19 protein-coding genes are annotated in these 23,232 nt (G+C 68.4%); 7 read left to right on the top strand and 12 right to left on the bottom strand.

All coding sequences use genetic code 11. The features are described 5' to 3' along the window. The first annotated feature begins 43 nt into the window (after nt 1-43). Genes VGE03_RS09005 through VGE03_RS08990 form a run of 4 tightly spaced genes read left to right on the top strand, consistent with a single transcriptional unit; the run spans nt 44 to nt 3,706 of the window. Nucleotides 44-577, top strand: a complete 534-nt coding sequence (locus tag VGE03_RS09005) for a nuclear transport factor 2 family protein (protein WP_331046145.1) — start codon at nt 44-46, stop codon at nt 575-577. Between the two features lie 9 nt (nt 578-586). Continuing rightward, nucleotides 587-1,345, top strand: coding sequence for an SDR family oxidoreductase (locus VGE03_RS09000; protein WP_331046144.1), 759 nt, complete (start codon nt 587-589; stop codon nt 1,343-1,345). Between the two features lie 31 nt (nt 1,346-1,376). After that, the gene (locus VGE03_RS08995; RefSeq protein WP_331046143.1) at nt 1,377-2,204 is read left to right on the top strand and encodes a DUF1295 domain-containing protein; all 828 of its coding nucleotides are present in this window, start codon (nt 1,377-1,379) and stop codon (nt 2,202-2,204) included. Beyond that, complete coding sequence (locus VGE03_RS08990) at nt 2,201-3,706, top strand: AMP-binding protein (protein WP_331046142.1); 1,506 nt, start codon at nt 2,201-2,203, stop codon at nt 3,704-3,706. The genes VGE03_RS08995 and VGE03_RS08990 overlap by 4 nt, the downstream gene beginning before the upstream one ends. 3 nt (nt 3,707-3,709) lie before the next feature. On the opposite strand, the gene VGE03_RS08985 is transcribed toward VGE03_RS08990, so the two are convergent. The 5 genes from VGE03_RS08985 to VGE03_RS08965 all read right to left on the bottom strand — a co-directional run bounded on the left by VGE03_RS08985 (nt 3,710) and on the right by VGE03_RS08965 (nt 8,454). Next, nucleotides 3,710-4,084: a nuclear transport factor 2 family protein gene (locus tag VGE03_RS08985; protein ID WP_331046141.1), complete on the bottom strand. Its 375-nt coding sequence runs from the start codon at nt 4,082-4,084 to the stop codon at nt 3,710-3,712. Then, nucleotides 4,081-4,476 carry a nuclear transport factor 2 family protein gene (locus tag VGE03_RS08980; RefSeq protein WP_331046140.1) on the bottom strand — a complete coding sequence of 132 codons (396 nt, stop codon included), beginning with the start codon at nt 4,474-4,476 and terminating at the stop codon, nt 4,081-4,083. The genes VGE03_RS08985 and VGE03_RS08980 overlap by 4 nt, the downstream gene beginning before the upstream one ends. Before the next feature lie 117 nt (nt 4,477-4,593). Next, on the bottom strand, nt 4,594-5,535 hold the full coding sequence (locus tag VGE03_RS08975; protein ID WP_331046139.1) for a helix-turn-helix domain-containing protein: 942 nt from the start codon (nt 5,533-5,535) through the stop codon (nt 4,594-4,596). A 31-nt stretch (nt 5,536-5,566) separates the two neighbouring features. Beyond that, nucleotides 5,567-7,195 (bottom strand): AMP-binding protein, encoded by a 1,629-nt coding sequence (locus VGE03_RS08970; RefSeq protein WP_331046138.1) that lies wholly within the window; start codon nt 7,193-7,195, stop codon nt 5,567-5,569. Beyond that, on the bottom strand, nt 7,195-8,454 hold the full coding sequence (locus VGE03_RS08965) for an MFS transporter (RefSeq protein WP_331046137.1): 1,260 nt from the start codon (nt 8,452-8,454) through the stop codon (nt 7,195-7,197). Before VGE03_RS08965 ends, VGE03_RS08970 begins: the two co-directional genes overlap by 1 nt. Before the next feature lie 477 nt (nt 8,455-8,931). Here VGE03_RS08965 and VGE03_RS08960 point away from each other — a divergent pair, with 477 nt between their 5' ends. Then, complete coding sequence (locus tag VGE03_RS08960) at nt 8,932-11,265, top strand: TonB-dependent receptor (RefSeq protein WP_331046136.1); 2,334 nt, start codon at nt 8,932-8,934, stop codon at nt 11,263-11,265. Between the two features lie 126 nt (nt 11,266-11,391). Here VGE03_RS08960 and VGE03_RS08955 read toward each other — a convergent pair whose 3' ends face one another. Continuing rightward, the gene (locus VGE03_RS08955) at nt 11,392-12,579 is read right to left on the bottom strand and encodes an acyl-CoA dehydrogenase family protein (protein WP_331046135.1); all 1,188 of its coding nucleotides are present in this window, start codon (nt 12,577-12,579) and stop codon (nt 11,392-11,394) included. Nucleotides 12,580-12,714: 135 nt separating this feature from the next. Here VGE03_RS08955 and VGE03_RS08950 point away from each other — a divergent pair, with 135 nt between their 5' ends. Then, entirely contained in the window at nt 12,715-14,229 is a 1,515-nt protein-coding gene (locus tag VGE03_RS08950; RefSeq protein ID WP_331046134.1) for a carotenoid oxygenase family protein, read from the top strand. 12 nt (nt 14,230-14,241) lie between these two features. After that, entirely contained in the window at nt 14,242-15,459 is a 1,218-nt protein-coding gene (locus tag VGE03_RS08945) for an acetyl-CoA acetyltransferase (RefSeq protein ID WP_331046133.1), read from the top strand. A gap of 236 nt (nt 15,460-15,695) precedes the next feature. On the opposite strand, the gene VGE03_RS08940 is transcribed toward VGE03_RS08945, so the two are convergent. From VGE03_RS08940 to VGE03_RS08915, 6 genes are read right to left on the bottom strand one after another with little or no spacing between them, the layout of a single operon-like run. Then, entirely contained in the window at nt 15,696-16,175 is a 480-nt protein-coding gene (locus tag VGE03_RS08940) for a PaaI family thioesterase (RefSeq protein WP_331046132.1), read from the bottom strand. Next, nucleotides 16,172-17,125 (bottom strand): nitronate monooxygenase, encoded by a 954-nt coding sequence (locus tag VGE03_RS08935; protein WP_331046131.1) that lies wholly within the window; start codon nt 17,123-17,125, stop codon nt 16,172-16,174. Before VGE03_RS08935 ends, VGE03_RS08940 begins: the two co-directional genes overlap by 4 nt. After that, nucleotides 17,122-18,840, bottom strand: a complete 1,719-nt coding sequence (locus VGE03_RS08930) for a class I adenylate-forming enzyme family protein (RefSeq protein ID WP_331046130.1) — start codon at nt 18,838-18,840, stop codon at nt 17,122-17,124. Before VGE03_RS08930 ends, VGE03_RS08935 begins: the two co-directional genes overlap by 4 nt. After that, nucleotides 18,837-20,327, bottom strand: coding sequence for a class I adenylate-forming enzyme family protein (locus VGE03_RS08925; protein ID WP_331046129.1), 1,491 nt, complete (start codon nt 20,325-20,327; stop codon nt 18,837-18,839). Before VGE03_RS08925 ends, VGE03_RS08930 begins: the two co-directional genes overlap by 4 nt. After that, nucleotides 20,324-21,553, bottom strand: a complete 1,230-nt coding sequence (locus tag VGE03_RS08920; protein ID WP_331046128.1) for a thiolase family protein — start codon at nt 21,551-21,553, stop codon at nt 20,324-20,326. Before VGE03_RS08920 ends, VGE03_RS08925 begins: the two co-directional genes overlap by 4 nt. Beyond that, nucleotides 21,550-23,232, bottom strand: coding sequence for an aldehyde dehydrogenase family protein (locus VGE03_RS08915; protein WP_331046127.1), 1,683 nt, complete (start codon nt 23,230-23,232; stop codon nt 21,550-21,552). The genes VGE03_RS08920 and VGE03_RS08915 overlap by 4 nt, the downstream gene beginning before the upstream one ends.

Raw genomic sequence — 23,232 nt, 5'->3', positions numbered from 1 at the left:
ACTTTCAATCAAAGACTAAAAACGACAAACCGAGGAAACGACCATGGCTGAGCGCGATCCCGAGGTGCAGGCGCTTCTGGACAAGAAGGCGATCGAGGAGGTGCTGCTGCTCTTCCTTCGGGGTTGTGATCGGGGCGACGAGGCGCTGGTCGAACGCGCCTACTGGCCGGACGGCTGGGAGGATCACGGCGGCACCTTCAACGGCCCGGCAAGCGAATGGGTGGCCGTGGTCAAGGAGCGCCTGCCCAAGGCCGGCCTGATGAACCACCTGGCCATGAACATGGTCGTCGAGCTGAAGGGCCCGACCTCGGCTCTGGCCGAATGCTACATCCTCACCGCCTCGCGCCTGAAGGTGAAGGGCGAATGGTTCGACACCCGCACCCTGGCCCGCTGCGTGGACCAGATGGAGAAGCGCGGCGACGAGTGGCGCATCCTTCGCCGCACCATGTGCTGGGAGTGGAACGAGGAACACGAAATCAGCGAGACCTGGGCGCGCGGGGCGATCACCAGCGATCCGACCCAGTTGCGTCGCGGGGCCAAGAAGCCCGACGACATCCTCTACACCGCCGCCGCCTGAGGCCCGGTCATGGAGGTTCAGGGCTGTGTCGCCATCGTCACCGGCGCCAATCGCGGGATCGGCGAGGCTTTCGTTCGGGTGTTGATGCAGGAGGGGGCGGCCAAGGTTTACGCCGGCGCCCGTGATCCGGCGTCGGCCAGACACCTCGAGGAGGAGTTCCCCGGCAAGGTCCGGGCGATCGCGCTGGACGTGACGGACCACGGGCAGATCGCCGCCGCGGCGGCCGCCTGCCCGGACGTCTCGGTCGTGGTCAACAACGCCGGGGCCTTCAACAACCAGCTGCTGATCGGGGCGGACGACATGTCGGCCGCGCGTCAGGAGATGGAGGTCAACTATTTCGGCCCCTTGGCCATGTCGCGAGCGTTCGCACCCGTGCTCAAGGCCAACGGTGGCGGCGCGATCCTGAACGTCCTGTCGGTCGGGGGCATTCTCGCGGCGCCGAACATGGGTGGCTACAGCCCGTCGAAATTCGCCATGCGCGCCGCCGGAACCTGTATCCGCGCCGAGCTGGCCGGGCAGGGCACCACGGTCACCTCGCTGATCGTCGGCTCCGTCGACACCCGCATGGCCTCGCATGTGAAGGGCGCCAAGGAGGCGCCCGAGGACATCGCCCGCGCCGCCATGCGCGGCATTACCCGCGGGACGGACGAGATCGACACCGACCGCTTCGCCATCGAAATGCGCGCCGCCATGGCCCGTGATCCGAAGGGGCTGGAGCGACAAATGGCCAAGGCCGTGCACGTGAAGGAACCGACGACCGGCCGTTGAGCCGGCGCGTACAACAAGGGGAGGGAGCCCAATGCCGCCAGTTCAGGAGATCATCACGATCCTGGGGGTCAACCTCGGGATCTGTATCGCGTCCTTCGTCATCCTCTGGGCCATCGGATGCGCCCTGAAGGACGTCACCTTCGTCGACGCCTGGTGGGCGCTGGGCCTGGCCTTCATGGCCGTGACCACGTTCCTGCAGGCGAACGGCTCGCCGGAGCGGATGCAACTGATCCTGGTCCTCGCCGGCGCCTGGGGGCTGCGGCTGGGGCTCTACATCCTCTGGCGCTGGCGCTCGCACGGGCCGGACAGGCGCTATGTGAAGATGCTGGCCCGCGCGCAGGAGGCCAAGGGCTGGAGCTTCCCGGTCGCGTCCTGGCGTCTGGTCTTCATGTTCCAGGCCCCGATCCTGTGGGCCGTCAGCCTGCCGGTGCAACTGGGCCAGCTGTCGACCACCCCCGTCGCTGTCGGCACGCTGGGCTGGGTCGGCGCCGGTCTGGTGGTCTTCGGCATCCTGTTCGAGAGCACCGCGGACTTCCAGCTGGTCCGCTTCAAGGCGAACAAGGCCAATGAGGGCAAGGTGCTGGCCAGTGGCCTGTGGAAGTACACGCGGCACCCGAACTATTTCGGCGACCTGTGCGTCTGGTTCGGCCTGTGGCTGGTCGCCGCCGAGACCGGCCTGCCGGGTCTCGTCTCCATCGCAGGGCCGCTGCTGCTGCTGCTGATGTTCGTGAAGTACAGCGGCGGACCGTCCTATGAAAAACGCCTGACCTACCAGCGCCCCGGCTATGCGGACTACATCGCGCGGACCAGTTCGCTGATCCCCTGGCCGCCGAAGAAGGCCGGGTCGGAGGCCGCGTGAAGAGGCCCGCCACCCCCCGCGTCATGTCCACCCCCGGGATCGGCGAGATGACGCCCCGGGGGATGGGAGCCCTGCTGGACATCCATGCGGCGCGTGATCCGGACGCCCCGGCCCTGTCGTTCGAAGGGACGACCCTGACCCGCGGCCAGCTGGCCTCGCGGGTCAACCGCCGGGCGCGGACGCTGGAGCGGCTGGGGGTGCGGGCTGGGGACTTCGTCGCCATCGCCCTGCCCAACAGCCCGGCCTTCCTCGAACTGGCCTTCGCCGTCTGGGCGGTGGGAGCGACCCCGGCGCCGCTGTCGCACAAGCTGCCCGCCGCCGAACTGGCGGGTATCCTCGACCTGCTGAAGCCGCGGCTGGTCGTCATCAATGACGCGTCGAAGGCCGGGGACTGGCCCGCCCATGCGGAGGCGGACACCTTCGACGCGGCCGCCGATGACGGCCCCCTGCCCGAGAAGGTCGCGCCGCATCTGAAGGCCATCGCCTCGGGCGGCAGCACCGGGCGGCCCAAGGTCATCGTCGACATGTCGCCGGGCGTCGCCGATCCGGACAAGCCCCTGCTCGGCATGCTGCCCCAAGGCGACGTGCTGATGAATCCGGGGCCGCTGTATCATGCGGCCCCCTTCGGCATGACCTGCTTCGCCATGGGCTGGGGCCTGCACGTGGTCCTGATGCCCCGGTTCGACGCCGAGGAGGCCCTGCGCCTGATTGAGGCGCACAGGGTCCGCTGGTTGTTCCAGGTCCCGACCATGATGCACCGCATCTGGGCCCTGCCGGACGCGACCAAGGCGAAGTATGACATCGGCTCGCTCGACGCCGTCATGCACATCGCCGCCCCCTGTCCGACCTGGCTGAAACAGGCGTGGATCGACTGGGTCGGGGCCGAGACGGTGTGGGAGCTCTACACGGGTACGGAGGCCATGGGCGGCACCGGCATCAACGGCCTGCAGTGGCTGGACAAGCCCGGCTCGGTCGGCCGCATCCTGCCCGGCTACGAGATGCAGGTCCTGCGTCCCGACGGCTCGGCCTGCGACGTCGATGAGGTCGGAGAAATCTTCTTCCGCCCGCTGCGGGGGCAGGGGACCACCTATCGCTATCTCGGCGCCGAGCCGAAGGCGGTGGGCGAGTTCGAGACCCTGGGCGATCTGGGGCGGCTGGACGCCGACGGCTATCTGTTCCTCGCAGACCGGCGCGTGGACATGATCCTGTCGGGCGGCGCCAACGTCTATCCGGCCGAGGTGGAGGCGGCGATCGACGCCTTCCCGGGCGTCCAGTGCAGCGTCGTCATCGGCCTGCCCGACGCCGATCTGGGCCAGCGGGTCCACGCCATCGTCGAGACCGCGGATGGGCGGCTGGATCAGGCGGCTCTCGCCGCCTTCCTCGCCGAGCGCATCGCCCGCTACAAGCAGCCACGCAGCTTCGAGGCCACCGCCGAACGCCTGCGCGACGATGCGGGCAAGGTCCGGCGCAGCCAGCTTCGGGCGGGGCGGGTTGAAGCGTGAGTCTCAACCCGTCGCCGCCGGGTCCTTCATCTGGAAATAGTCGCGCCAGGCGGTGATCTTGCCGGCGTCGTTGAACTCGATGATGCCCATATAGGGATGGGACACCTTCACGCCGTCGGCGTTGACGTAGTCCTCGCGGCCCTCGGTCAGCACCTTGTTCCCGTTCTCGGCCCAGTTCACCAGCACCCACTCCGTTTCGGAGTGATTGGCCCAGTAGCGGGTAATGAATTTATCCACCCACTCGACCCCGATCAGGGGCCGGGTGCCGACGTGGTAGTGATACTCGATCGCCGGGTCGAAGGCGGCCAGGAACGCCGCCTTGTCGCGACGTCCCGAGACCACCATCAGCGCCCGCAGGCGCTCGATGGGCGCCGTCACGCCGAGGCCTTCTCGGGCTTGGCCGGGGCGTGCACCTGCGAGGTGTCATAGTAGTCCCGCATCCGGCGGATCAGGCCGTCGCGGACCTCGAAGACCTGGACGAAGGGGTTGTCCATCTTCACCCCCGTCGACCGGTCGACCAGGACCTCCATGCCCTCGACGAACAGCACCTCGCCGGCCTCGGCCGAATGGGTGATCCTCCATTCCTGCTGGTCAAAGCCCTGCTCGTAGTTCGACAGGAATTTGCGCATCTTGTCCTTGCCGATGGCCGGACGCTTGGTCGGGTGCCAGTGGTACTCGATGTCGTCGGACAGGGTGGCGATGAAGCCCTCGACGTCGCGCTTCTTCCACGCGGCCATCATGGCCTCGACCACCTTCATATGCTCGCCCATGGCGTCTCTCCCGTTCTTGTCGTTGGGCAAACGCTAGGACGGTAAGTTTGTTTATGCAAGCGACATGATCGACGCTTTCAAACGCGGACTTTCACGTCCGCGCGAGCGGCTCTTCGGTCAGGCGATGGTGTGGCCCTTGCCCGGCTTTAGCAGGACGTCGGACATCTTCAGCCGGCCCTTGCAGCAGCTGCAATCGACCTCGCTGGCCAGGGCCGCGCCGCAGTTGTGGCGGATGCGAACCGGCGGCCCGGCCTTGTCCTTCAGCCAGGTCTCGGCCCAGTTCAGCATGGTCAGGGCGTGGGGATACAGGTCCAGCCCCTTCTTGGTCATCCAGTACTCGTACCGGGGCGGGGTGATCTCGTAGAGACGGCGCTCGAAGATGCCCGCGTTCTCCAGCGTGCGGAGCCGGTCGGTCAGGATGTTGGACGCGATGCCCAGCATGTTCTGCATCTCGTCGAACCGGTGGATACCGAAATACTGGACGCTGACGACCAGACCGGTCCACCGGTCGCCCAGCAGGTCGACCAGCTCCAGCACGGGCGTCGTGTCGGTCGGCTGGCGCTTGCGGTGCATGCGCTGGACCGGGAGTTTCTCCATGCCCTGACCCGGGCCGGGCACGAAGCTGCAGCTGTGCAGGGTCATCAGTTCGCCGCAAGACGAGCAGCGCACCTCGGGCAGCATCGGCTTGCCGCAGACCGAGTGGATGAAGACCGTCGGCGCGCGGCGGCCGGCCACGCCCCAGCGCACGCCCCAGCCCCACATCAGGATCATGCTGTCGAACAGGTCCAGACCGCGCGGCGTCAGGTGATAGGCCATGCGCGCGCCCTCATCCTTGTGCGGGCGCTTCTCGAGGATGCCGTGGCGCTCCAGCGCCTGAAGGCGGCTGGACAGGGTGCTGCGCGCCCCGCCGAGTCGTTCGTGGAACTCCTCGAACCGGGTGGCGCCGAGGAAGGCCTCCTGTACGATCAGCAGGCTCCAACGGTCACCGAGCGCATTCAGCGCCCGGTTCAGGGAACTCTTGGGAACCAGCCGGGTCTTCGGCGCGCCTGCGGATGCCATGGCCTGTCTTAGCGGTCTCGCCGAACGGGATTCAAGCGGTCGAGAGCTTCTGTCGGCGGACGGACAGACCGGCGGCTTCCCGGTCGAAGGTTTCCGCCGTCACCCCTTCGGCGCGCAGTCCCGTCTTCTGGATCTTGTTGGTCGGGGTCTTGGGCAGCTCCGCCTCGACCCGCACATAGCGCGGCACCATGAAATGGGTCATGCGGGGGATCAGGTATTCGAGCAGTTCTCTCGGATCGATCGTGGCGCCGGGCACGGGGGCGACGGCCACCATCACCTCCTGCTCGCCGCCCGGCAGGTCGACGCCATAGGCGGCCGCCTCGCGCACCGCCGGGTGGCCGCAGACCTCGATCTCGATCTCCAGCGAGGACATGTTCTCCCCCCGGCGTCGGATCGCATCCTTCTTGCGGTCGATGAAGAAGAAGCAGCCTTCCTCGTCCCGCCGCATCAGGTCTCCGGTGTGGAACCAGCCGTTGCGCCAGGCCTCGGCCGTCGCCTCCGGGTCGCCCAGATAGCCGTGGCTGAGGGTCCAGGGATTGTCGGCGCGGATGACCAGTTCGCCGGGTTCGCCGTGCGGGACCTCATTGTCGAACGCATCGACGATCCGGCATTCCATGCCTTCTCGGGCGCGGCCACAGGAACGCATCACCGTCTCGTTCACCGCGCAGATCAGCGGGCCCGAAACCTCGGTCATGTTGAAGCCCGAGATGTAATCGAAGCCGAACCGGTCAGCGAGGGCGACGGTGTCCTCGGTGATCGGGGCCAGGGTCACCATCCGCAGGGGATTGTCCCGGTCGTCGGGCTTCGGCGGCTCCTTCATCAGGAAGGCGGTCAGGGCGCCGATCAGGCCGCTGCACACGGTCGATTCCGTCTCGCGGATCACGTCCCAGAAGCGCCGTGTGTCGAAGGCCTCGAACAGGGCCACTGAGCCGCCGCAGGACACCGCCGCCGTGATCGCCGCGATGCCGCCGACGTGGAACATCGGCAGGTTGACCAGCATCCGGTCGCCGCCGTGCATATAGCCGTAGGTGACCTTGCCGGTGGTCCACTCCTGCACATAGGAGGTCAGCACCGCCTTCGACGGACCTGTGGTGCCCGAGGTGAAGATGACCACGGGCACGTCCCACGGATCGGAAGACACGGGGATGTAGGCGGAGGCGTCGCCGGACAGGGCGGACGCCGGCTCGACCGTCACATCCAGATTGATCGGACCCTTCGCCTCGCCGGTCAGGATCAGGCGCTCGACCGAGCCCAGCGACAGGCCTTCAAGCCGCTCGACCAGATCGGGATGGACGATCAGGAGTGTCGCGCCGGTCTTGCGGATCGCATGCTCCAGCAGCTTGCCGCGGAAGCTGGTGTTGATCGGCGCCAGGGCCGCGCCGGCGAAGTTCGCGCCGAACCAGGACCGGACCAGCGCCGCCGAGTTCGGCGCCCAGGCGGCGACGATGTCACCCTTCCTCACCCCGCGCGCCTGCAGGGCGGCGGCGGTCTGGAGGGCTTTCAGCCGCGTCTCCGACCAACTCCATTCCTCGCCAGTCTCGTAGCGGATGAAGGCCTTGTCCGGGGTTTCGGCGGAATAGCGATCCAGCAGGCGCGGGATCACGCACTGGTCCGCGGTCGGCGGCGTCGGGTCGAACCACGGAAGCTTGAGGCCGCCCATCAGTGCTCTCCCTGCCATTGCTGCGCCTCATCCACGCTGGCGCGGAAGTGAGGCAGGGTCCGGATCAGGATGAGCGAGGCGACGGTGATGCAGACGCCGCTGACGATGGCCAGCGACAGGCCGATCTTCTCCGGTCCGCCCAGCAGGCCGTCGCTGATCGCCGCCACGATGGTCGGACCGCCGGCCAGCGAGATCAGGTTGCCGATCAGGAAGTAGATGGCGGTCACCTGCGCGCGGAATTGGTTCGGGGCGACCGACTGCAGCGAGGTCGCGGGCAGGCTGTTCATCACCCCGGCGAAGAAGCTGAACCCGGCCAGCGAGGCGACGGTCAGGGTCGCATCGGGCATCAGGGGCGTGGCGATGGCGAAGGGGATGCTGCACACCAGACCGATGATGGCGGCGTACAGCGGCGCATCCTTGCGGCCCCGCGCGGCCAGCCAGTCGCTCAGCCAGCCGCCGACCAGAACGCCGGGCGTCGCCGCCAGCAGCAGCACGGCTCCGTAGGTGAAGCCGACCTGCGAGGCGGTCCACTCATGCTGGCGGATCAGCACGGCCGGGATCCAGGCCAGATAGGAAATGCCCGCGATGCCGAAGATCGAGAAGCCCAGGATCATGGCGTAGAAGGTTGTCTTCCGCGACCACATGAACTTCATCACCCCGGCGTTCCTGTCGGCCTTGACCAGTCCGTGGCGGGGCGGCTCGCGGACGATCAGGAACAGGGCCGCGATCAGCAGGCCGGGCAGGCCGACCAGCACGAAGGTCTGCTGCCAGGGGGCCATCTCGCCGACGAGGGGCAGGGTCAGGGTCCCGTGCTGCGCGATCATGTCGATCACGCCGCCGCCGATCATCAGGGCCAGGCCGGCGCCGATGTACGGCCCCATCGAATAGACGGCGAGCGCCCGCGCCCGCATGCGGGGCGGGAAGTAGTCCGAGATCATCGAATAGGCCGCCGGCGACAGGGCCGCCTCGCCGATGCCGACGCCCACGCGCGCGGCGAACAGGGCCCAGAAGCTGTTGGCGAGACCGCAACAGACGGTCATCACGCTCCAGACGACGATGCCGATGCCGATGATCAGGCGGCGGCTCCCCCGGTCGGCCAGTCGCGCCAGCGGCACCCCCATCAGGGTGTAGAACAGCGAGAACGCCAGACCCGCCAGCAGGCTGAACTGGGTGTCGCTGATGTTCAGGTCGGTCCGGATCGGTTCGACGAGAAGGCTCAGGATCTGCCGGTCGATGAAGCTGGAGGTGTAGGCGATCATCAGGGCGCCGACGGCGAACCATCCCCATCCCGGATGGGGCCAGATCCTCGGCGTCGGAGGCGATGCCGCGACGGGCGTTTCGGGGGACGTCGTACTGGTCATTCGGCGAGGCCCACTCAAGCGATCAATCTAAAGGTGAAAGTGACTGCCGGAGTCTGCTTCGTCGCAAGGCGGGCGGGTGACGCATTTCGTCGCGGGCCGCGCATGCGGTCCGGCCTGAACGCTGTGACGTGTGGCCGATGTTTCCATGGCGTCGCCTCAACTCCCTGTTCTTGCGCCGGTTTTCCGGTCTTTCAGGTCCTGCCTGCGACTTCGGTCGTCCCCTTTCCGGGGAGGCTCGAAGGCGCCGTGGCGGCCTTCACTCACTCAAGCACGGAAGTTGGTCTGATTACAAAAGCTATTTGACAGTCTGAATACGCAAGTTACATCTAGCGCCGAAGCACCTTGGCTAAACGAGGGCTCATGGGAGGATAGGGCGTGAACATTCGAGGTTCGATCAGCGTATCCGCACTGGTTCTGGCGGCTTCTCTCGGCGCGACGCCGGTGTTGGCCCAGACCGCGCAACAGACATCGCCGCAAGAGAATGCGACCCAGCTGGACGAGGTGATCGTCACCGCGACCAAGCGCGAGGAGCGGCTCATTGACGTGCCCGTCGCCGTCACCGCGGTCGGCGCCGAACAGCTCCAGAACTCGGGCGTCTCCGACATCCGCGAGCTGACGGGCCTGGCCCCCAGTGTCCAGTTCCAGACCCCCGGCGGCGGCGCCGACTCGTCGATCCGCATCCGCGGCATCGGCACCACCTCGACCAACCCGGGCCTTGAGTCCTCGGTCGGCGTGGTCATCGACGGCGTGACCCGGGCGCGCACCGGCGTGGCCCTGTCGGAGCTGGGCGACCTGCAGCGGATCGAGGTCCTGCGCGGGCCGCAGGGCACCCTGTTCGGCCGCAACACCTCGTCGGGTCTGATCAACATCGTGACCCGTGACCCGAGCTTCTCGGGCGTCGAGGGGCGGCTTGAAGGCACCTACGGCAACTACTCGGACATGCGTCTGGCCGGGGCGGTCAACATCCCGCTGTCGGACAATGCGGCCTTCCGCATCGAGGCCAGCTCGGAGACGCGGGACGGCTTCTACCAGGACGCCAACAGCAGCGAGACCCTGGACAATCTGGATCGCCAGTTCGTCCGCGCCAAGCTGCGCTGGGAGCCGAGCGACACCCTCAGCTGGCGCTTCAGCGCCGACTACACCAACCGCAATGAGAACTGCTGCGTGGCCGTGCTGGCCATCGCCGGTCCGACTTACGGCCTGGTCAACACCCTGGCCGGCGCGCGCGGCGACGTCGGCTACACCAGCACCGATCCGTTCGACCGCGAGGCCTCCAAGTCCAGCGGCCGCCAGAACCAGGAAGACATCGTCGACTGGGGCGTGTCGGCCCAGGCGGACTGGGATCTCGGCTTCGGCACCCTGACCTCGATCACCGCCTACCGCAGCTGGGAGGCCTACCGATCGCAGGACTTCGATCACTCGGGCGCCGATCTGGGCTTCTTCGCCCCGGACGGCCTGCACCAGAGCTTCGACGTCTTCACCCAGGAACTGCGTCTGCAGGGCACCGCCGGCATCGTCGACTGGCTGGTCGGGGCCTACTATTCGGACGAGGACGTCATGAATGACTCCGCCTACCGGATGGGGGCGGACTATCCGCTGATCTATGGCGGCGCGGCGACCTTCCAGGCCTCGACCCTGGCCGCCTTCACCCCGGGCGACGGCGCGCGCGGCATCGGCAATCAGAACGGACGCGACGTCTCGTTCTTCACCCACAACATCTTCAATGTCACCGATCAGCTGAGCATCACGGCCGGTCTGCGCTACACCAACAACGAGAAGTCGATCGACTTCCGCGGCGAGAACTTCAACCCGGCCTGTGACAGCGCCCGGGCCACAGGGGACGCGCCGGGCATCACCCGCTTCTGCGCCCCCTTCTGGGATACCCGCCTGAACCCGGCGGGCGACTCGGACTCGCGCAGCGAGGATGCGGTCACCGGCACCTTCAACGTGTCCTACGAGTTCCTGCCCACGCTCACGAGCTACCTGTCGTACTCGCGGGGCTACAAGTCGGGCGGCTACAATTTCGACCGCGCCGGCTTCACCACGCCGGCGACCCCGAACGCCCGCGACCTGGCCTTCTCGGAAGAGACGGTGGACGCCTATGAGTTTGGGCTGAAGGGCGAGTTCTTCGACCGCTCGCTGACGGCCAACCTGGCGATCTTCCACCAGAAGTTCTCGGGCTTCCAGCTGATCGAATATACCGGGATCAACTTCGTGGTCCGCAGCCTGTCCGAGGCCATTTCGGAAGGCGCGGAGCTGGAGCTGACCTGGCGGCCGATGGAAGGCCTGACCATCACCAACGGCCTGACCTATACCGACGCCTACTACCCGACCAACGCTGGGAACCTGGGCTACTCGGGCCGCGACATGGAACAGTCGCCGGACTGGGTGAACGTGACCTCGGTCACCTATGAGTTCCCGATCGGCGAGCAGCTGACCGGCGTGGCCTATATCGACAACCGCTACAGCTCCGAGTTCTTCACCGGCGGCTTCGATCCGAACCGGATCCAGCCTTCGTTCTCGGTCGCCAACGCCCGCTTCTCGCTGCGCGGGCCGGACGAGAGCTGGGCCGTCGACATCTGGGCCCGCAACGTCTTCGACAAGGACTACTACCGCCGCGTAATCCCGGCCACGTTCCAGGCCGGTTCCTACTCGGCCTTCCTCGGCGATCCCCGCACCTACGGGATCACCCTGCGCCGCACCTTCTAAGGGCTGCGTTTTCCTGAGCCTTGGGGCCCCGGCGTTCTCCTGACGCCGGGGCCTTCTTCTTTGGGCCAAGAAAAGCCCTCCCCCGGCGGACCGGAGGAGGGCGTTGTTGTTCGGGTATGAGTGGGGTCAGAACCCCATCTGCTTGGCGGCGAGGTCGCGCAGGATCTCCTCGGAGCCGCCGCCGATGACGAAGATGCGGGCCTCGCGGTAGATGCGCTCGACGCGGTTGTCGCCGGTGTAGGCGCGGCCGCCGAGGACCTGCAGGCTCTCGCGGGCGCAGTGCTCCAGCGTGGTGGTCGCCTGCACCTTCAGCAGGGCCAGATCGGCCACCGGGGTCTCGCCGCGCTGGAAGCGCCAGACGAGAATGTCGAGGAAGGCGTAGGCGGCCTTCAGGCGCTGGATCATCTCGACGATCTTGTGGCGCATCGACTGGTGGTCGATCAGGCGCTTGCCGAAGGTCTGGCGTTCGCGGGCAAACGAAATCGCTTCAGCGATGCAGGTGCGGGCCATGGCGAGGGTGGCGGAGATGCCGCTGAAACGCTCGATGTTGAACTGGCCGGCGAGGCCCGCGAAGCCGCGGTTCTCGACCCCGATCAGATTGCTGACCGGCACCTCGACGTTATCGAACTGAAGCCAGCCGTTGTTGCGGTTGTACCATTCGAGGCCGGGCACCGGGCCGCGGCTGACGCCGGGACGGTCGGTCTCGATCAGCAGCATGGACAGGCCGCCCATGCCGGGCCCGCCGGTGCGCACGGCGGTCAGCAGGAAGTCGGCCTTCATCGCGCCCGAGATCAGGGTCTTGCCGCCGTTGACGACGAAGACGTCGCCCTTGCGTTCGGCGGTGGTGGTGAAGGCCGAGACGTCGGAGCCGCCGCCGGGCTCGGTGACGGCGAAGGCGATCTTCTTCTGGCCCGCCAGCACCGGTTTGGCGACGCGCTCCAGCATCTCCGGCGTGCCGCCCGAGATGATCGGGGGCAGGGCGATCCACGGGGTGGCGAGGTCGGCGAAGACGACCCCGGAGCCGAGGCGGAAGAACTCCTCGGCGAAGATGATGCGGTCCCACAGGTCGATGTCCTCGCCCGTGCCGCCGAGGTCCTCGCGGAAGCCCATGCCGAGGATCCCGGCCCTGGCCGCCTCGACGTAGAGGCTGTCGGGGAAGTCGGAGGCGGCGTCCCAGTCCTTCAGGTTGGGGGCGATGTGCGTATCGACGAAGCCGCGCAGCTGGGCGCGCCAGGCGTCGTGCCGTCCGGTCAGGAAGGGGCTGGGCGGCCGCAGGCCGTCGAAGTCGAGCGCCGGAGCGGAGTGGTCCGCCATCTGTAATTCTCCCTGTACCGCGCCGTGTTCGGCGTCGCTTTCGATTTGATACTAAAAGCCCTCGCCAAGCGCCGCAAGAATGGTATTCTAACGAAAGCTACTATTTCCGGGCCACTGGCCCGCAAGGAGTTTTCGATGCGTTTCGAACCGACCGGCGCCGCGCGTGACGTCCAGCTGGGCAAGGTTTCGCAGGAGCCGTTCAAGGTCACGCTGAAGCCGAACGAGCACCCTTACATGACGGGCGCCTGGACGCCGCAGCATGAGGAATTCACGGCCGAGGACATGCCGGTCATCGGGACGATCCCGACCGACATCGACGGCGTCTATGTGCGCAACACCGAGAACCCGGTGCACGAGCCGATCGGTCGCTATCACCCGTTTGACGGCGATGGCATGATCCACACGATCAGCTTCCGGGACGGCAAGGCGGCCTATCGCAACCGGTTCGTTCGCACCAAGGGCTTCCTGGCCGAGCAGGCGGCGGGCCATGCGATCTGGGCCGGTCTGGCCGAGCATCCGTCGCTGTCGCAACAGCCGGGCTGGGGCGCGCACGGCGGGCTGAAGGACTCGTCCTCGACGGATGTGATCGTCCATGCGGGCGCCATCCTGTCGACCTTCTACCAGTGCGGGGAGGGCTATCGCCTCGACCCCTACACCATGGAACAGATCGAGAGCGCCGACTGGTGCCCGCCGGAGGGCATTTCGGCCCATCCGAAGGTGGATGAGAAGACCGGCGACCTGCTGTTCTTCAACTACTCCAAGGCCGCGCCGCACATGCACTACGGCGTCGTTGGGCCGGATAACAAACTCAAGCATTTCACGCCGATCCCGCTGCCGGGCGCGCGCCTGCCGCACGACATGGCGTTCACGACGAACTACTCGATCCTGAACGACTTCCCGCTGTTCTGGGAGGAAGACCTGCTGCCCAAGGGCATCCATGCGGCGCGCTTCCATCCGGAGATGAAGTCGCGGTTCGGCATCATCCCGCGCTACGGCAGGGCCGAGGACGTGCGCTGGTTCGAGGCGGACGCGACCTACGTCCTGCACTTCCTCAATGCGTGGGAGGAGGGCGACGAGATCGTCATGGACGGCTATTTCCAGGACAATCCGGTGCCCCAGACCAGCCCGGACGCCTGGCCGGGGCATGAGCGGATCATGACCTTCCTCGACCAGAACATGCTGCAGCCGAAGCTGCACCGCTGGCGCTTCAACCTGAAGACCGGCGAGACGACCGAGCAGCGGATGGATGACCGGGTGCTGGAGTTCGGCATCATCAACAACCAGTACGGCGGGGTGAAGTACCGCTATGCCTACAGCGCCGTGTCCAAGCCCGGCTGGTTCCTGTTCACCGGGCTGGTCAAGCACGACATGGACACCGGCGAGAGCTGGTCGGTCGACTTCGGTCCGGAGCGCTACGGCTCGGAGCCCGGCTTCGCCCCGCGCATCGGCGCGACCAGCGAGGACGACGGCTATCTGATCACCTATGTCACCGACATGATCGAGAACCGGTCCGAGTGCGTGATCTATGATGCGCAGAAGCCGGGCGACGGACCGGTGGCGCGGATCATCCTGCCGGGACGTCTGTCCAGCGGCACCCACGCCACCTGGGCGCAGGGCGAAACCATCCGCGCCTCCCAGGCCGCGGCGTAAGGACGAAAGCGTATGACCTACATCCTCGGCGGCTGGCAGTCGGACTTCGCGCGCAACTATGCCCGGGAAGGGCTGGAGATCGGCGACGGCTTCGCCGAGGCGGTGCACGGGGCGCTGGACCATACCGGTCTGGAACCGGACGACATCGACGTGGGCCATGTCGGCAACTTCGTCGGCGACCTGTTCACCGGTCAGGGGATGCTGGGCGGCTTCTTCGCCATGGCGGACGAACGGTTCACCGGCATGCCGGCCTCGCGCCATGAGGCGGCCTGCGCCTCGGGCAGTCTGGCGGTTCTGGCGGCGGCGGCGGACATCGAGTCCGGTCGCTACGGCACCTCGCTGGTGCTGGGTCTGGAGATGATGCGCAACGTGCCGGGCGTGACCGCCGCCGAGCATCTGGGCGCTGCCGCCTGGGCCGGGCACGAGTATCTGGACGCCACCTATCCCTGGCCGCGCGCCTTCTCCGACCTGACCGAGGAGTACGACCGCCGCTACGGCATTGACGAGCAGCACCTGCGCCGGATCGCCCAGATCAATTTCGCCAACGCCAAACGCAATCCGAACGCCCAGACCCGGAACTACCAGTTCACCGACGCCAGCTTCTCGAACGATGACGAGGCCAATCCGGTGATCGAGGGACGGGTCCGCAAGACCGACTGCGGGCAGGTGACGGACGGGGCCTCGGCCATCGTCCTGGCCTCGCCGGAGCGGGCGGCGGAGTATGCGCGCAAGCGGGGCATCCCGCTGGAAAGCCTGCCGCGCATCAAGGGCTGGGGCCACCGCTGCGCCCCCATCGACTACGGCCGGAAGATCCGCGCCAGTGAGGGCCAGACCTGGGTCTTCCCGCAGGTGAAGCGGGCCATCGACGACGCCCGCGCCAGGGCCGGGATCGACCTGTCCGGCGTGGACGCGGTGGAGACGCACGACTGCTTCTCGATGACCGAATACATGGCCATCGACCATCTGGGGCTGACGGCGCCGGGCGAGAGCTGGAAGGCCGTCGAGGCGGGCGACATCGAGCTGGGCGGCAAGCTGCCGATCAACGCCTCGGGCGGCCTGATCGGCTGCGGCCACCCGGTCGGGGCGACCGGGGTGCGGATGGCGCTGGACGCCTTCAAGCAGACGACCGGAACCGCCGGCGACTACCAGGTCGAGGGCGCGAAGACCGTGCAGACGCTGAACATCGGCGGCTCGACCACGACGACGGTGAGCCTCGTCATCGGGGTGTGAGGCGGGGCGCGCAGATGGTCGAGACGCGTGAAATACACCGTCTATGTCGTCTATGTCGTCTACGTGGGCTGTCGATCCCAAACCCTGTCGTGGCGGGCATTTGAACGATTCAGGGCGCTGGACGGCCGCGAATATCATCCGGGTGATGGTCTATCACTTGAGGGGTCGGTTCGAGGACCGGTTCAAGTGCAGTCTGGCACGCGCCTGCGTCGAAATTGGTCGCATCCCCTTCTTTGCTATCGGGGAGAACGGATCGACACCCCGACCGTGCCCGGAGCGATGACCAGCCCGTCCGCCGTCGAGACCGTGGCCTCGACCACGGCCTTGCGGGCGTCGCGGAAGACGATGCGGCCGACGGTCTCGAGCCGGGCGCAGTCCAGCGGCGCGGCGTTGAGGAAGCGCATCGACAGGTCGGTGGTCAGCAGGCTCTGGCCGGGCTCGAGGATGGTCATGACCGCGCTGCCGCCGGCCACGTCCACCAGCGAGGCGGACACCCCGCCGTGGACCAGCCCCATGAAGTTGGCGTGGCCGGGGTCAAGGTCGCAGACGATGCGGACGAAGCCGTCCTCGAACTCCACCGGGCGGGCGTTCAGCCGTTGCGGATAGCCGCCCACGGTGTCGGCCTTCATCGCCCAGCGGCGCAGGAGCTCGAGGCCGGTGGCGGTCGGGTCGAGCTCGAAATCGACCGGCGAGACGAGAGACGCGACGGCGTTCACGCCGCCGCGCCCCGCGCCGTCCGTCCTCCGGTCTTCGACTGAAAGCGGGCGACGGCGGCGTCGTACTCGCCCGCCAGCTGGTCGACGATGTCGGCGACGGGTTCGACGGCCTTCACGGCCTCCAGCCCCTGACCGGCGGCCCAGATGTCGCGCCAGCGCTTGGTCGAGCCGCCCGAGGTGTAGTTGCGATCCGGGGCGGCGCCGAGGTTGTCGGGGTCCTGACCGGCGGCGACCAGGCTGGGGCGCAGCCAGGACGCCGGGGTGCCGGTGACGGCGGCCGAGACGACCAGATCGTCGGGCCCTGCGTCCACGACCATCTGCTTGTACTCGGGCTGGGCCATGCTCTCGGCCGAGGCCAGGAAGCGGGTGCCCATGTAGACGAAGTCCGCGCCCGCCGCGACCGCGCCCGCCACGCCCGCGCCGTCGCCGACCCCGCCGCCGACCGCGATATAGCCGTCGAAGAAGTCGCGCACCGCCGAGATGAAGGCGAAGGGCGACAGGTGGCCGGTGTGGCCGCCGGCGCCCGCGCTGACGCAGGCCAGACCGTCGACCCCGGCTTCAGCGGCCTTCTTCGCCAGCTTCATCGAGACGACGTCGGCGAAGACCAGACCGCCGTAGGATTTCACCGTCTCCATGACCGGTTTCGGCGAACCGAGCGCCGTGATCACCACGGGCGGCTTGTACTCGGCGATCAGGCGCAGGTCCTCGGGGAGCCTCGCGTTGGTCGAGTGGGTGATCATGTTGGCGATCCACGGGGCGTCGCCCGGCTTCAGCGCATCGGTGATCGTTCCCATCCACGTATCCAGGTCCTCGACCGTGCGGCAGTTGGGCGTCGGGAAGGCGCCGCCGACGCCGGCCTTGCAGGCGGCGATGACCAGTTCCGGCCCGCTGATCAGGAACATGGGCGCCGCGAAGACGGGCAGGCGCAGGGTGTCGAAGGGGGAGGTCATGCGGACTGGATCTCGGTGGTGACGTTCTGGCGAAGCTCCCGTTTCAGGATCTTGCCGACGGGATTACGGGGGAGGGCCTCGATCGTCTCGAGGCGTTCGATCTGCTTGTAGACGGCGACGTGGCGGTCGCCGGTCAGGAAGGCGTTGATCTCGGCCAGGCTCGCGCTCTGACCGGGACGGAAGACGACGAAGGCCAGAAGGCGCTCGCCCAGATTGGGGTCGGGCGCGCCGACGACGGCGGCCTCGGCGATGGCCGGATGGGCGACGAGATGGCTCTCGATCTCCTCCGACGAGATGTTCATGCCGCCGCGGATGATGATGTCCTTCAGGCGGCCGACGAATTTCAGATACTGCAGCCGGTCGCCGGCCAGTTCGAACAGGTCGCCGGTGCGGAACCAGCCGTCGGCGTCGAAGGCGCGGGCGTTGATCTCGGGCGCGCGCCAGTAGCCGGAGAAGATGGTGGCGCCCTTGACCCGCAGCTCGCCCGGCTGACCGGCGGTGGTGATCTCTTCCTCGGTCTCGGGATCGATCAGGCGGGTGAAGATGCGGTCGTGCAGGACGCAGGCCCATCTGAAGCCCTCGCCCAGACGCGGGAACAGGCTGGCGCGGTCGGCGGCCTCGGGCAGGTCCTTGAGGGCGGAGGGGAAGGAGGCCCCCTCGTTGGAGCCGAAGTAGTTGACGATCTGGACGCCGTATTTCTCGTGGAAGCCGCGCACCATCCACTCGGACAGGGGCGCGGAGCCCGAGCCGATGGACTTCAGCCGCCTGAAGTCGATGCCCTCCAGCATGGCCTCGTTCTGGAGCAGGAGGTTCAGCACGGCGGGCGGGGCGACGGTGTAGTCGATCTTCTCGTCCCGCATCTGCCTGAGCAGGACCTGCAGGTCGAAGGGGTGGTGCTGGATCAGGGCGCCGCCCAGCAGAAGCCAGCCGATGAAGGCGGTCGAGATGCCGCCCATGTTCACCATCGGGAACGGGTTGAGCAGGCTGGCGCCGGGCTCGAGGTCGGCGGCGTCGATGACGCCGTGGCCCATGATGATCCACTCATTGTGGCTGCGCGGCACGCCCTTGGGCTGGGCCTCGGTGCCGGAGGTCCAGCAGATGGTGACGATGTCGTCGGCGGTGATCTGCGCGGCCTTCGCGGCCTTCTGGGCGGCCTTGTGCCGGGCGGGCGTGACGCCGTCCATCAGGGGCTCGAGGTCGAGGCCGCCTTCGGGGCAAGTCTCGCCCAGGACGAAGACGTGGCGCAGGGTCGGGCAGGCGGACTTCAGGCCGACGATCATCTCGCCGTGCCGGTGCTTGCCGATGCGGTCGTTGGTGATGGCGGCGACGGCGTCGGTCTTGCCGATGATGTAGGACAGCTCGTGTTCGCGGTACTGGACCGGGGCGGGGCTGACGATGATCCCCAGCCGCAGGCAGGCCAGGTAGCTGATGGTCAGCTCGGCGATGTTGGGCAGCTGGACCACGACCACGTCGTCCTTGCCGATGCCGTGGGCGGTCAGGACGGCGCAGAGGCGATCGACCGCGTCGGCGGTCTGACGCCAGGTCAGGCGCTCGGCCACGCCGCCGACGATGTCCGGGGCGTTGAACGGATCGACCAGCGCTTCTGTGTCCGGATGGGCCTTCACATGCTTCTGGAACAGGTCGTCCAGGGTGATGTCACCCCACCAGCCGCGGGCCTTCATCTCGCGGATGCGGTGCTCGGGAATGACGATCATGGGCGGGCCTCCTCAGCGATGGCGGCGTCGGGATAGAGCAGGCTGCGGACCTCGCCGCGGACTACCTTGCCGACCGGATTGCGGGGCAGGGCGGGCAGGAGGTGCAGGCGTTTGGGCGTGCGCACGGGACCGATGGCCTCGCGCACGAAGGCGCGGATGGCGGCGTCGTCGATGAAACGGGCGTCGACGGCCACGGCGGCCTCCAGACGCTCGCCCCAGACATCGTCGGGCAGGCCGAAGGCGCAGGCCTCGCGCACGGCGGGATGGGCGTTCAGCGCCGCCTCCACCTCGCCCGGATAGACGTTGTAGCCGCCGGTGATGATCAGCTCCTTCGAGCGGCCGATCAGGGTCAGGCGACCCGAGGCGTCGAGGCGGCCGATGTCGCCGGTCTTCAGCCAGCCCTCGTGACGCGAGGCGGCGGTCAGGTTGGGGGCGTCGAGATATTCGGTGCGGGCCAGATCGCCGCCGACCACCACTTCGCCCTCGCCCCGGAAGACGACTTCGCCGTCGCGGGTCAGGACGCCGACGGGCGTGCCGGGGAAGGGGCGGCCGACGCTGGCGCGGAGCTCGGGATCGGCGGTCTCGGCGGCGGTCAGGCCGGTGACGGCCATCGGGGCCTCGGTCTGGCCGTAGAGGCTGGAGAGGACCGGGCCGAACCGGCAGACGGCCTGGGCGACCCGGCCCGGCGACATGGGGGCGGCCGACCAGGTGAGATGGCGAAGGGCGGGGAAGTCGCCGGCGCCGAAGTCCGTCTCGCCCATCAGCAGGGCGATCAGGGTCGGGGGCATGAAGACGACGCTGATCCGGCGCTTCAGCTCGTTCAGGATGGCGGCGCGGTCGGGCGTGGCGAGCAGGACGTGGGCTCCGCCCGCGGCCAGCACAGGCAGGATGTAGTGGGACGCGCCGTGGGTCAGGGGGGCGACGGCCAGGTTCACGTCCTCGGCGGTGAAGCCGTAGAATTGTTGGAGCGAGCGCAGGGCGGCGAGGCCGCTGGCCTGCGACTGGACCACGCCCTTGGGAATGCCGGTGGAGCCGCCGGTGAACTTCAGGGCGAAGGGGGCGGCGGGGTCGTCGAGGATCGGCGGCGGCGCGGCGTCGGGCAGGTCGGCCAGCCAGCCTCCCAGACGGAGCGGGTGGGCGGTGGCGCCCATCTGGGAGATGGAGGCGGCGTCGTGCAGGGTCAGGGCCAGACCGGCGCGGCGCTGGAAGTCGCTGTTCAGCCCGGCGCCGTTGCGCGGATTGAGCGGGGTCCAGACGGCGTTGGCGCGCAGGATGGCGAGATAGGCGACGACATGGCGCCAGCTGTTGGCGGCGCACAGGCCGACGCGGGCGCCGGGACCGATGCCACGCGTGGTCAGGTCGGCCGCGGCGCGTTCGACCAGGGTGATCAGTTCGCCGTGGGTCAGGGTGAGGTCGCCGTCGAACAGGGCGGGGCGGTCGGCCCTGGCGGCGGCGTTGTCGTAGAGGTCGCGGATCGGATGGGTCATGCGGCCCACCGTTCCAGGACAGTGACGACAGTGGCCGCCTCCTCGACGCCGAGGAAGCCGCCGCCGTTCTCGGCCACGGCGATGCGGGCGCCCTCGACCTGGCGCGGCCCCGCCTCGCCGCGCAGCTGGCTGGTCAGTTCGAACAGCTGGGCGAGGCCGGTGGCGCCGACCGGATGGCCCTTGGCGACGAGGCCGCCGGAGGGGTTCACGGGTGTCTTGCCGCCCAGCGCGAAATCGCCGGTCGCGGCGCGGGCGCCGACCGTGCCGGGCTCGGCGAGGCCGAGGTTTTCGATCTGCTGGAGCTCGGCGTAGCTGGTGGCGTCATGGACCTCGACGACGTCGATGTCGGCGGGGGCGATCCCGGCCTGCTCATAGGCGGCCGAGGCGGCGCGGCGGCCGATGTGGTTCGCGAAGTCGTCGGGCGCGCGGGCGCCGGCGCTGACCAGCGCACAGCCCCGGATGCGGACGGCGCGGGCCTCTGCGCCCAGACGCTTCAGCCCCCGGGTCGAGCAGACCACGGCGGCGGCGGCGCCGTCGCTGACCGGGGCGCACATGGCGCGGGTGAAGGGGAAGACGATGGGCTTGTCGGCCAGCACCTGCGAGGCCGTCATCGGGGTGCGGTACTGGCTGCGCGGATTGTGCGCGGCGGCGGTGTGGTTCTTGGCGGCCAGCAGGGCGAGGTCGAGCGGGGTCGAACCGAAGCGGGCCATGTGGGCGCGGGCCTGGGCCGCATAGAGGTCCATGAACAGGCTGCGGCCGTCGGTCGGCGGCCCGCCGCCCATCCGGCGGATGTAGTCCCGCACGCCGTCGCGGTCGTGGACGTCGGTGCCGCCTGCGAAGGCGGCGGCGACCTGTTCGGGGCGGTCGGGGAAGACCATCTTCTCGACCCCAACGACGAGGGCGATATCGCCCGCCCCGGCGCGCAGCCAGTGGATGGCCTGCAGCAGGGCGGTGGAGCCGGAGGCGCAGGCGTTCTCGACATTGACGACCGGGATGCCGGTCAGGCCGAGCGGGCGCAGGGCGATCTGGCCGCGCACGGTGTTCTGGCCCTCCAGCATGGGCTGGCGGGTGTTGGAGAACCACGCGGCCTCGATATCGGCCACGCTCGCGCCCGCGTCGGACAGGGCGGCGGTGACGGCCTCGGCGGCCAGCGACTTGACGCTGTCGCCGGGCCGCTTGCCGAAGGCGGTCATGGAGACGCCGGCGAGGAAAACGTCGCTGCTCATGCCAGCGGCCGCCGTCGCTGGACGATGCGGAAGCGCGAGGCGACGAAGGCCAGATCGGCGAGGCAGGCGTTGCCCGCGGGGTTCAGCCCGGTGACGTGATAGTCGCTGTAGGCGGCGGCGAAATTGATCCACATCGCGCCGGTCAGATTGATCGAGAGATTGGCCCCGGCGGCCTCATAGGCGGGCGTCGCGCGATCGATGAAGGCCTCGTCGGTCGAGTAGAGGTAGGACGAGATCGAGCCCTTCGTCTTCGCCAGCCAGGTCGCCTCCATCACCGCTTCGTCGGCGGGACGGGACACGAGGAACAGGACCGGGCCGAAGCGCTCCTCGGCGTAGATTTCGGGATCGCTGTCGCCCTCGATGGCGATGACCAGAGGGGTCAGGGTGCGGGCGTCCGGGAAGTCCGGATGGGCGTAGGGCGCGGCCTCGCGCAGGATGCGGGCGGCCGGTGCGGTCCCGGCGGCGCGGCGGGCCTCGGCGACGACATCGAGGCTGACCTGCCCCTGGATGGCGCCCATGACCCCGGCGGCCTGAGCCGGGTCGGCGGCGAGGGCGTCGATCTGGTCCACGATGGCTTTCGACATGGCCGGGAACAGGTCCGGGGCGATGTAGATGACCTGCGGGCTGGTGCACATCTGGGCCGAGAACAGGCTGGACGAGCGGGCGATGGCGCGGGCGACGGCCTCGGTGTCGGCGACGCTGTCGATGACGACGGTGTTCACGCCCGCCGTCTCGGTGAACAGCAGCTTGCCCGTGACCGTCCGCTCCAGATGGCCGCCGTATCGGGGGCTGCCGGTGAAGTCGATGATCTGGACGTCGGGGTGATCGACGAACCGGCCCGCGATGGGGGCAGCGAGGGTGTCCACCGCCAGCGTCACGAGGTTGGGATCGAAGCCGAAGTCGACCAGCACCTGACGGCAGGTCTCGACCCCGATCGCCATGGGCAGGACGGCGATGGGGTGGGGCTTCACGATCACCGGGTTGCCGGTGGCGAGGCTGGCGAAGATGGCGGGCCAGGCGTTCCAGGTCGGGAAGGAGGCGCAGCAGATGACCAGACCGACGCCGCGCGGAACGAGGGTGTAGGTCTTCTTCAGCGCCACCTGATCGGCGCCGAAGGGACGGTGGTATTCGGCCTCCGGCGTCACATCGCGCATGGCCTTGGCGGCGTAGGCGAGGGCCTCGACGCCGCGATCCAGCGCATTGGGCCCGGAGCCGCTGAAGGCCTGCACATAGCTCTGTCCCGCCACGTGCATGACGGCGTGGGCCATCTCGAAATTGCGGTCGTAGAGCCGTCGGGCCATCTCGAGGCAGAGGGCGAGGCGGAGCTCGGGATCGACCTCGCGCCACACCGTCATGGCGCCGACGGCGGAGGCGACGAGGATGTCCGGATCGCTGACCGGATACCGGATGCCCAAGGGCTGTTGCGTGAAGGGCGAAACCTCCTCGCCGACGGTCTCGCCGGTGGCGCCCGGCTGGTTCAGGTCGAAGGTCGTGTTCAGCCGCGCCTCGAAGGCGGCCTTGCCCGCGCCGGGCTTGTCGGGACCGTGGATCTTCGTCGAGGGCGAGTCGCTGAAGGGGCTCCACGCCTCGCGGGTGCGGACGGCCTCGATGGCGGCGTCCAGCGTCGCGGCGTGGCGCGCGATCAGCTCGGCGTGACGATCCAGCGCCCCCCCGTCCAT

It is taken from the genome of Brevundimonas sp. (assembly GCF_036400995.1).
Lineage (GTDB): Bacteria > Pseudomonadota > Alphaproteobacteria > Caulobacterales > Caulobacteraceae > Brevundimonas.
Note: the sequence above shows the minus strand (reverse complement) of the source record. Positions and strands in the feature narration are given on the sequence as shown.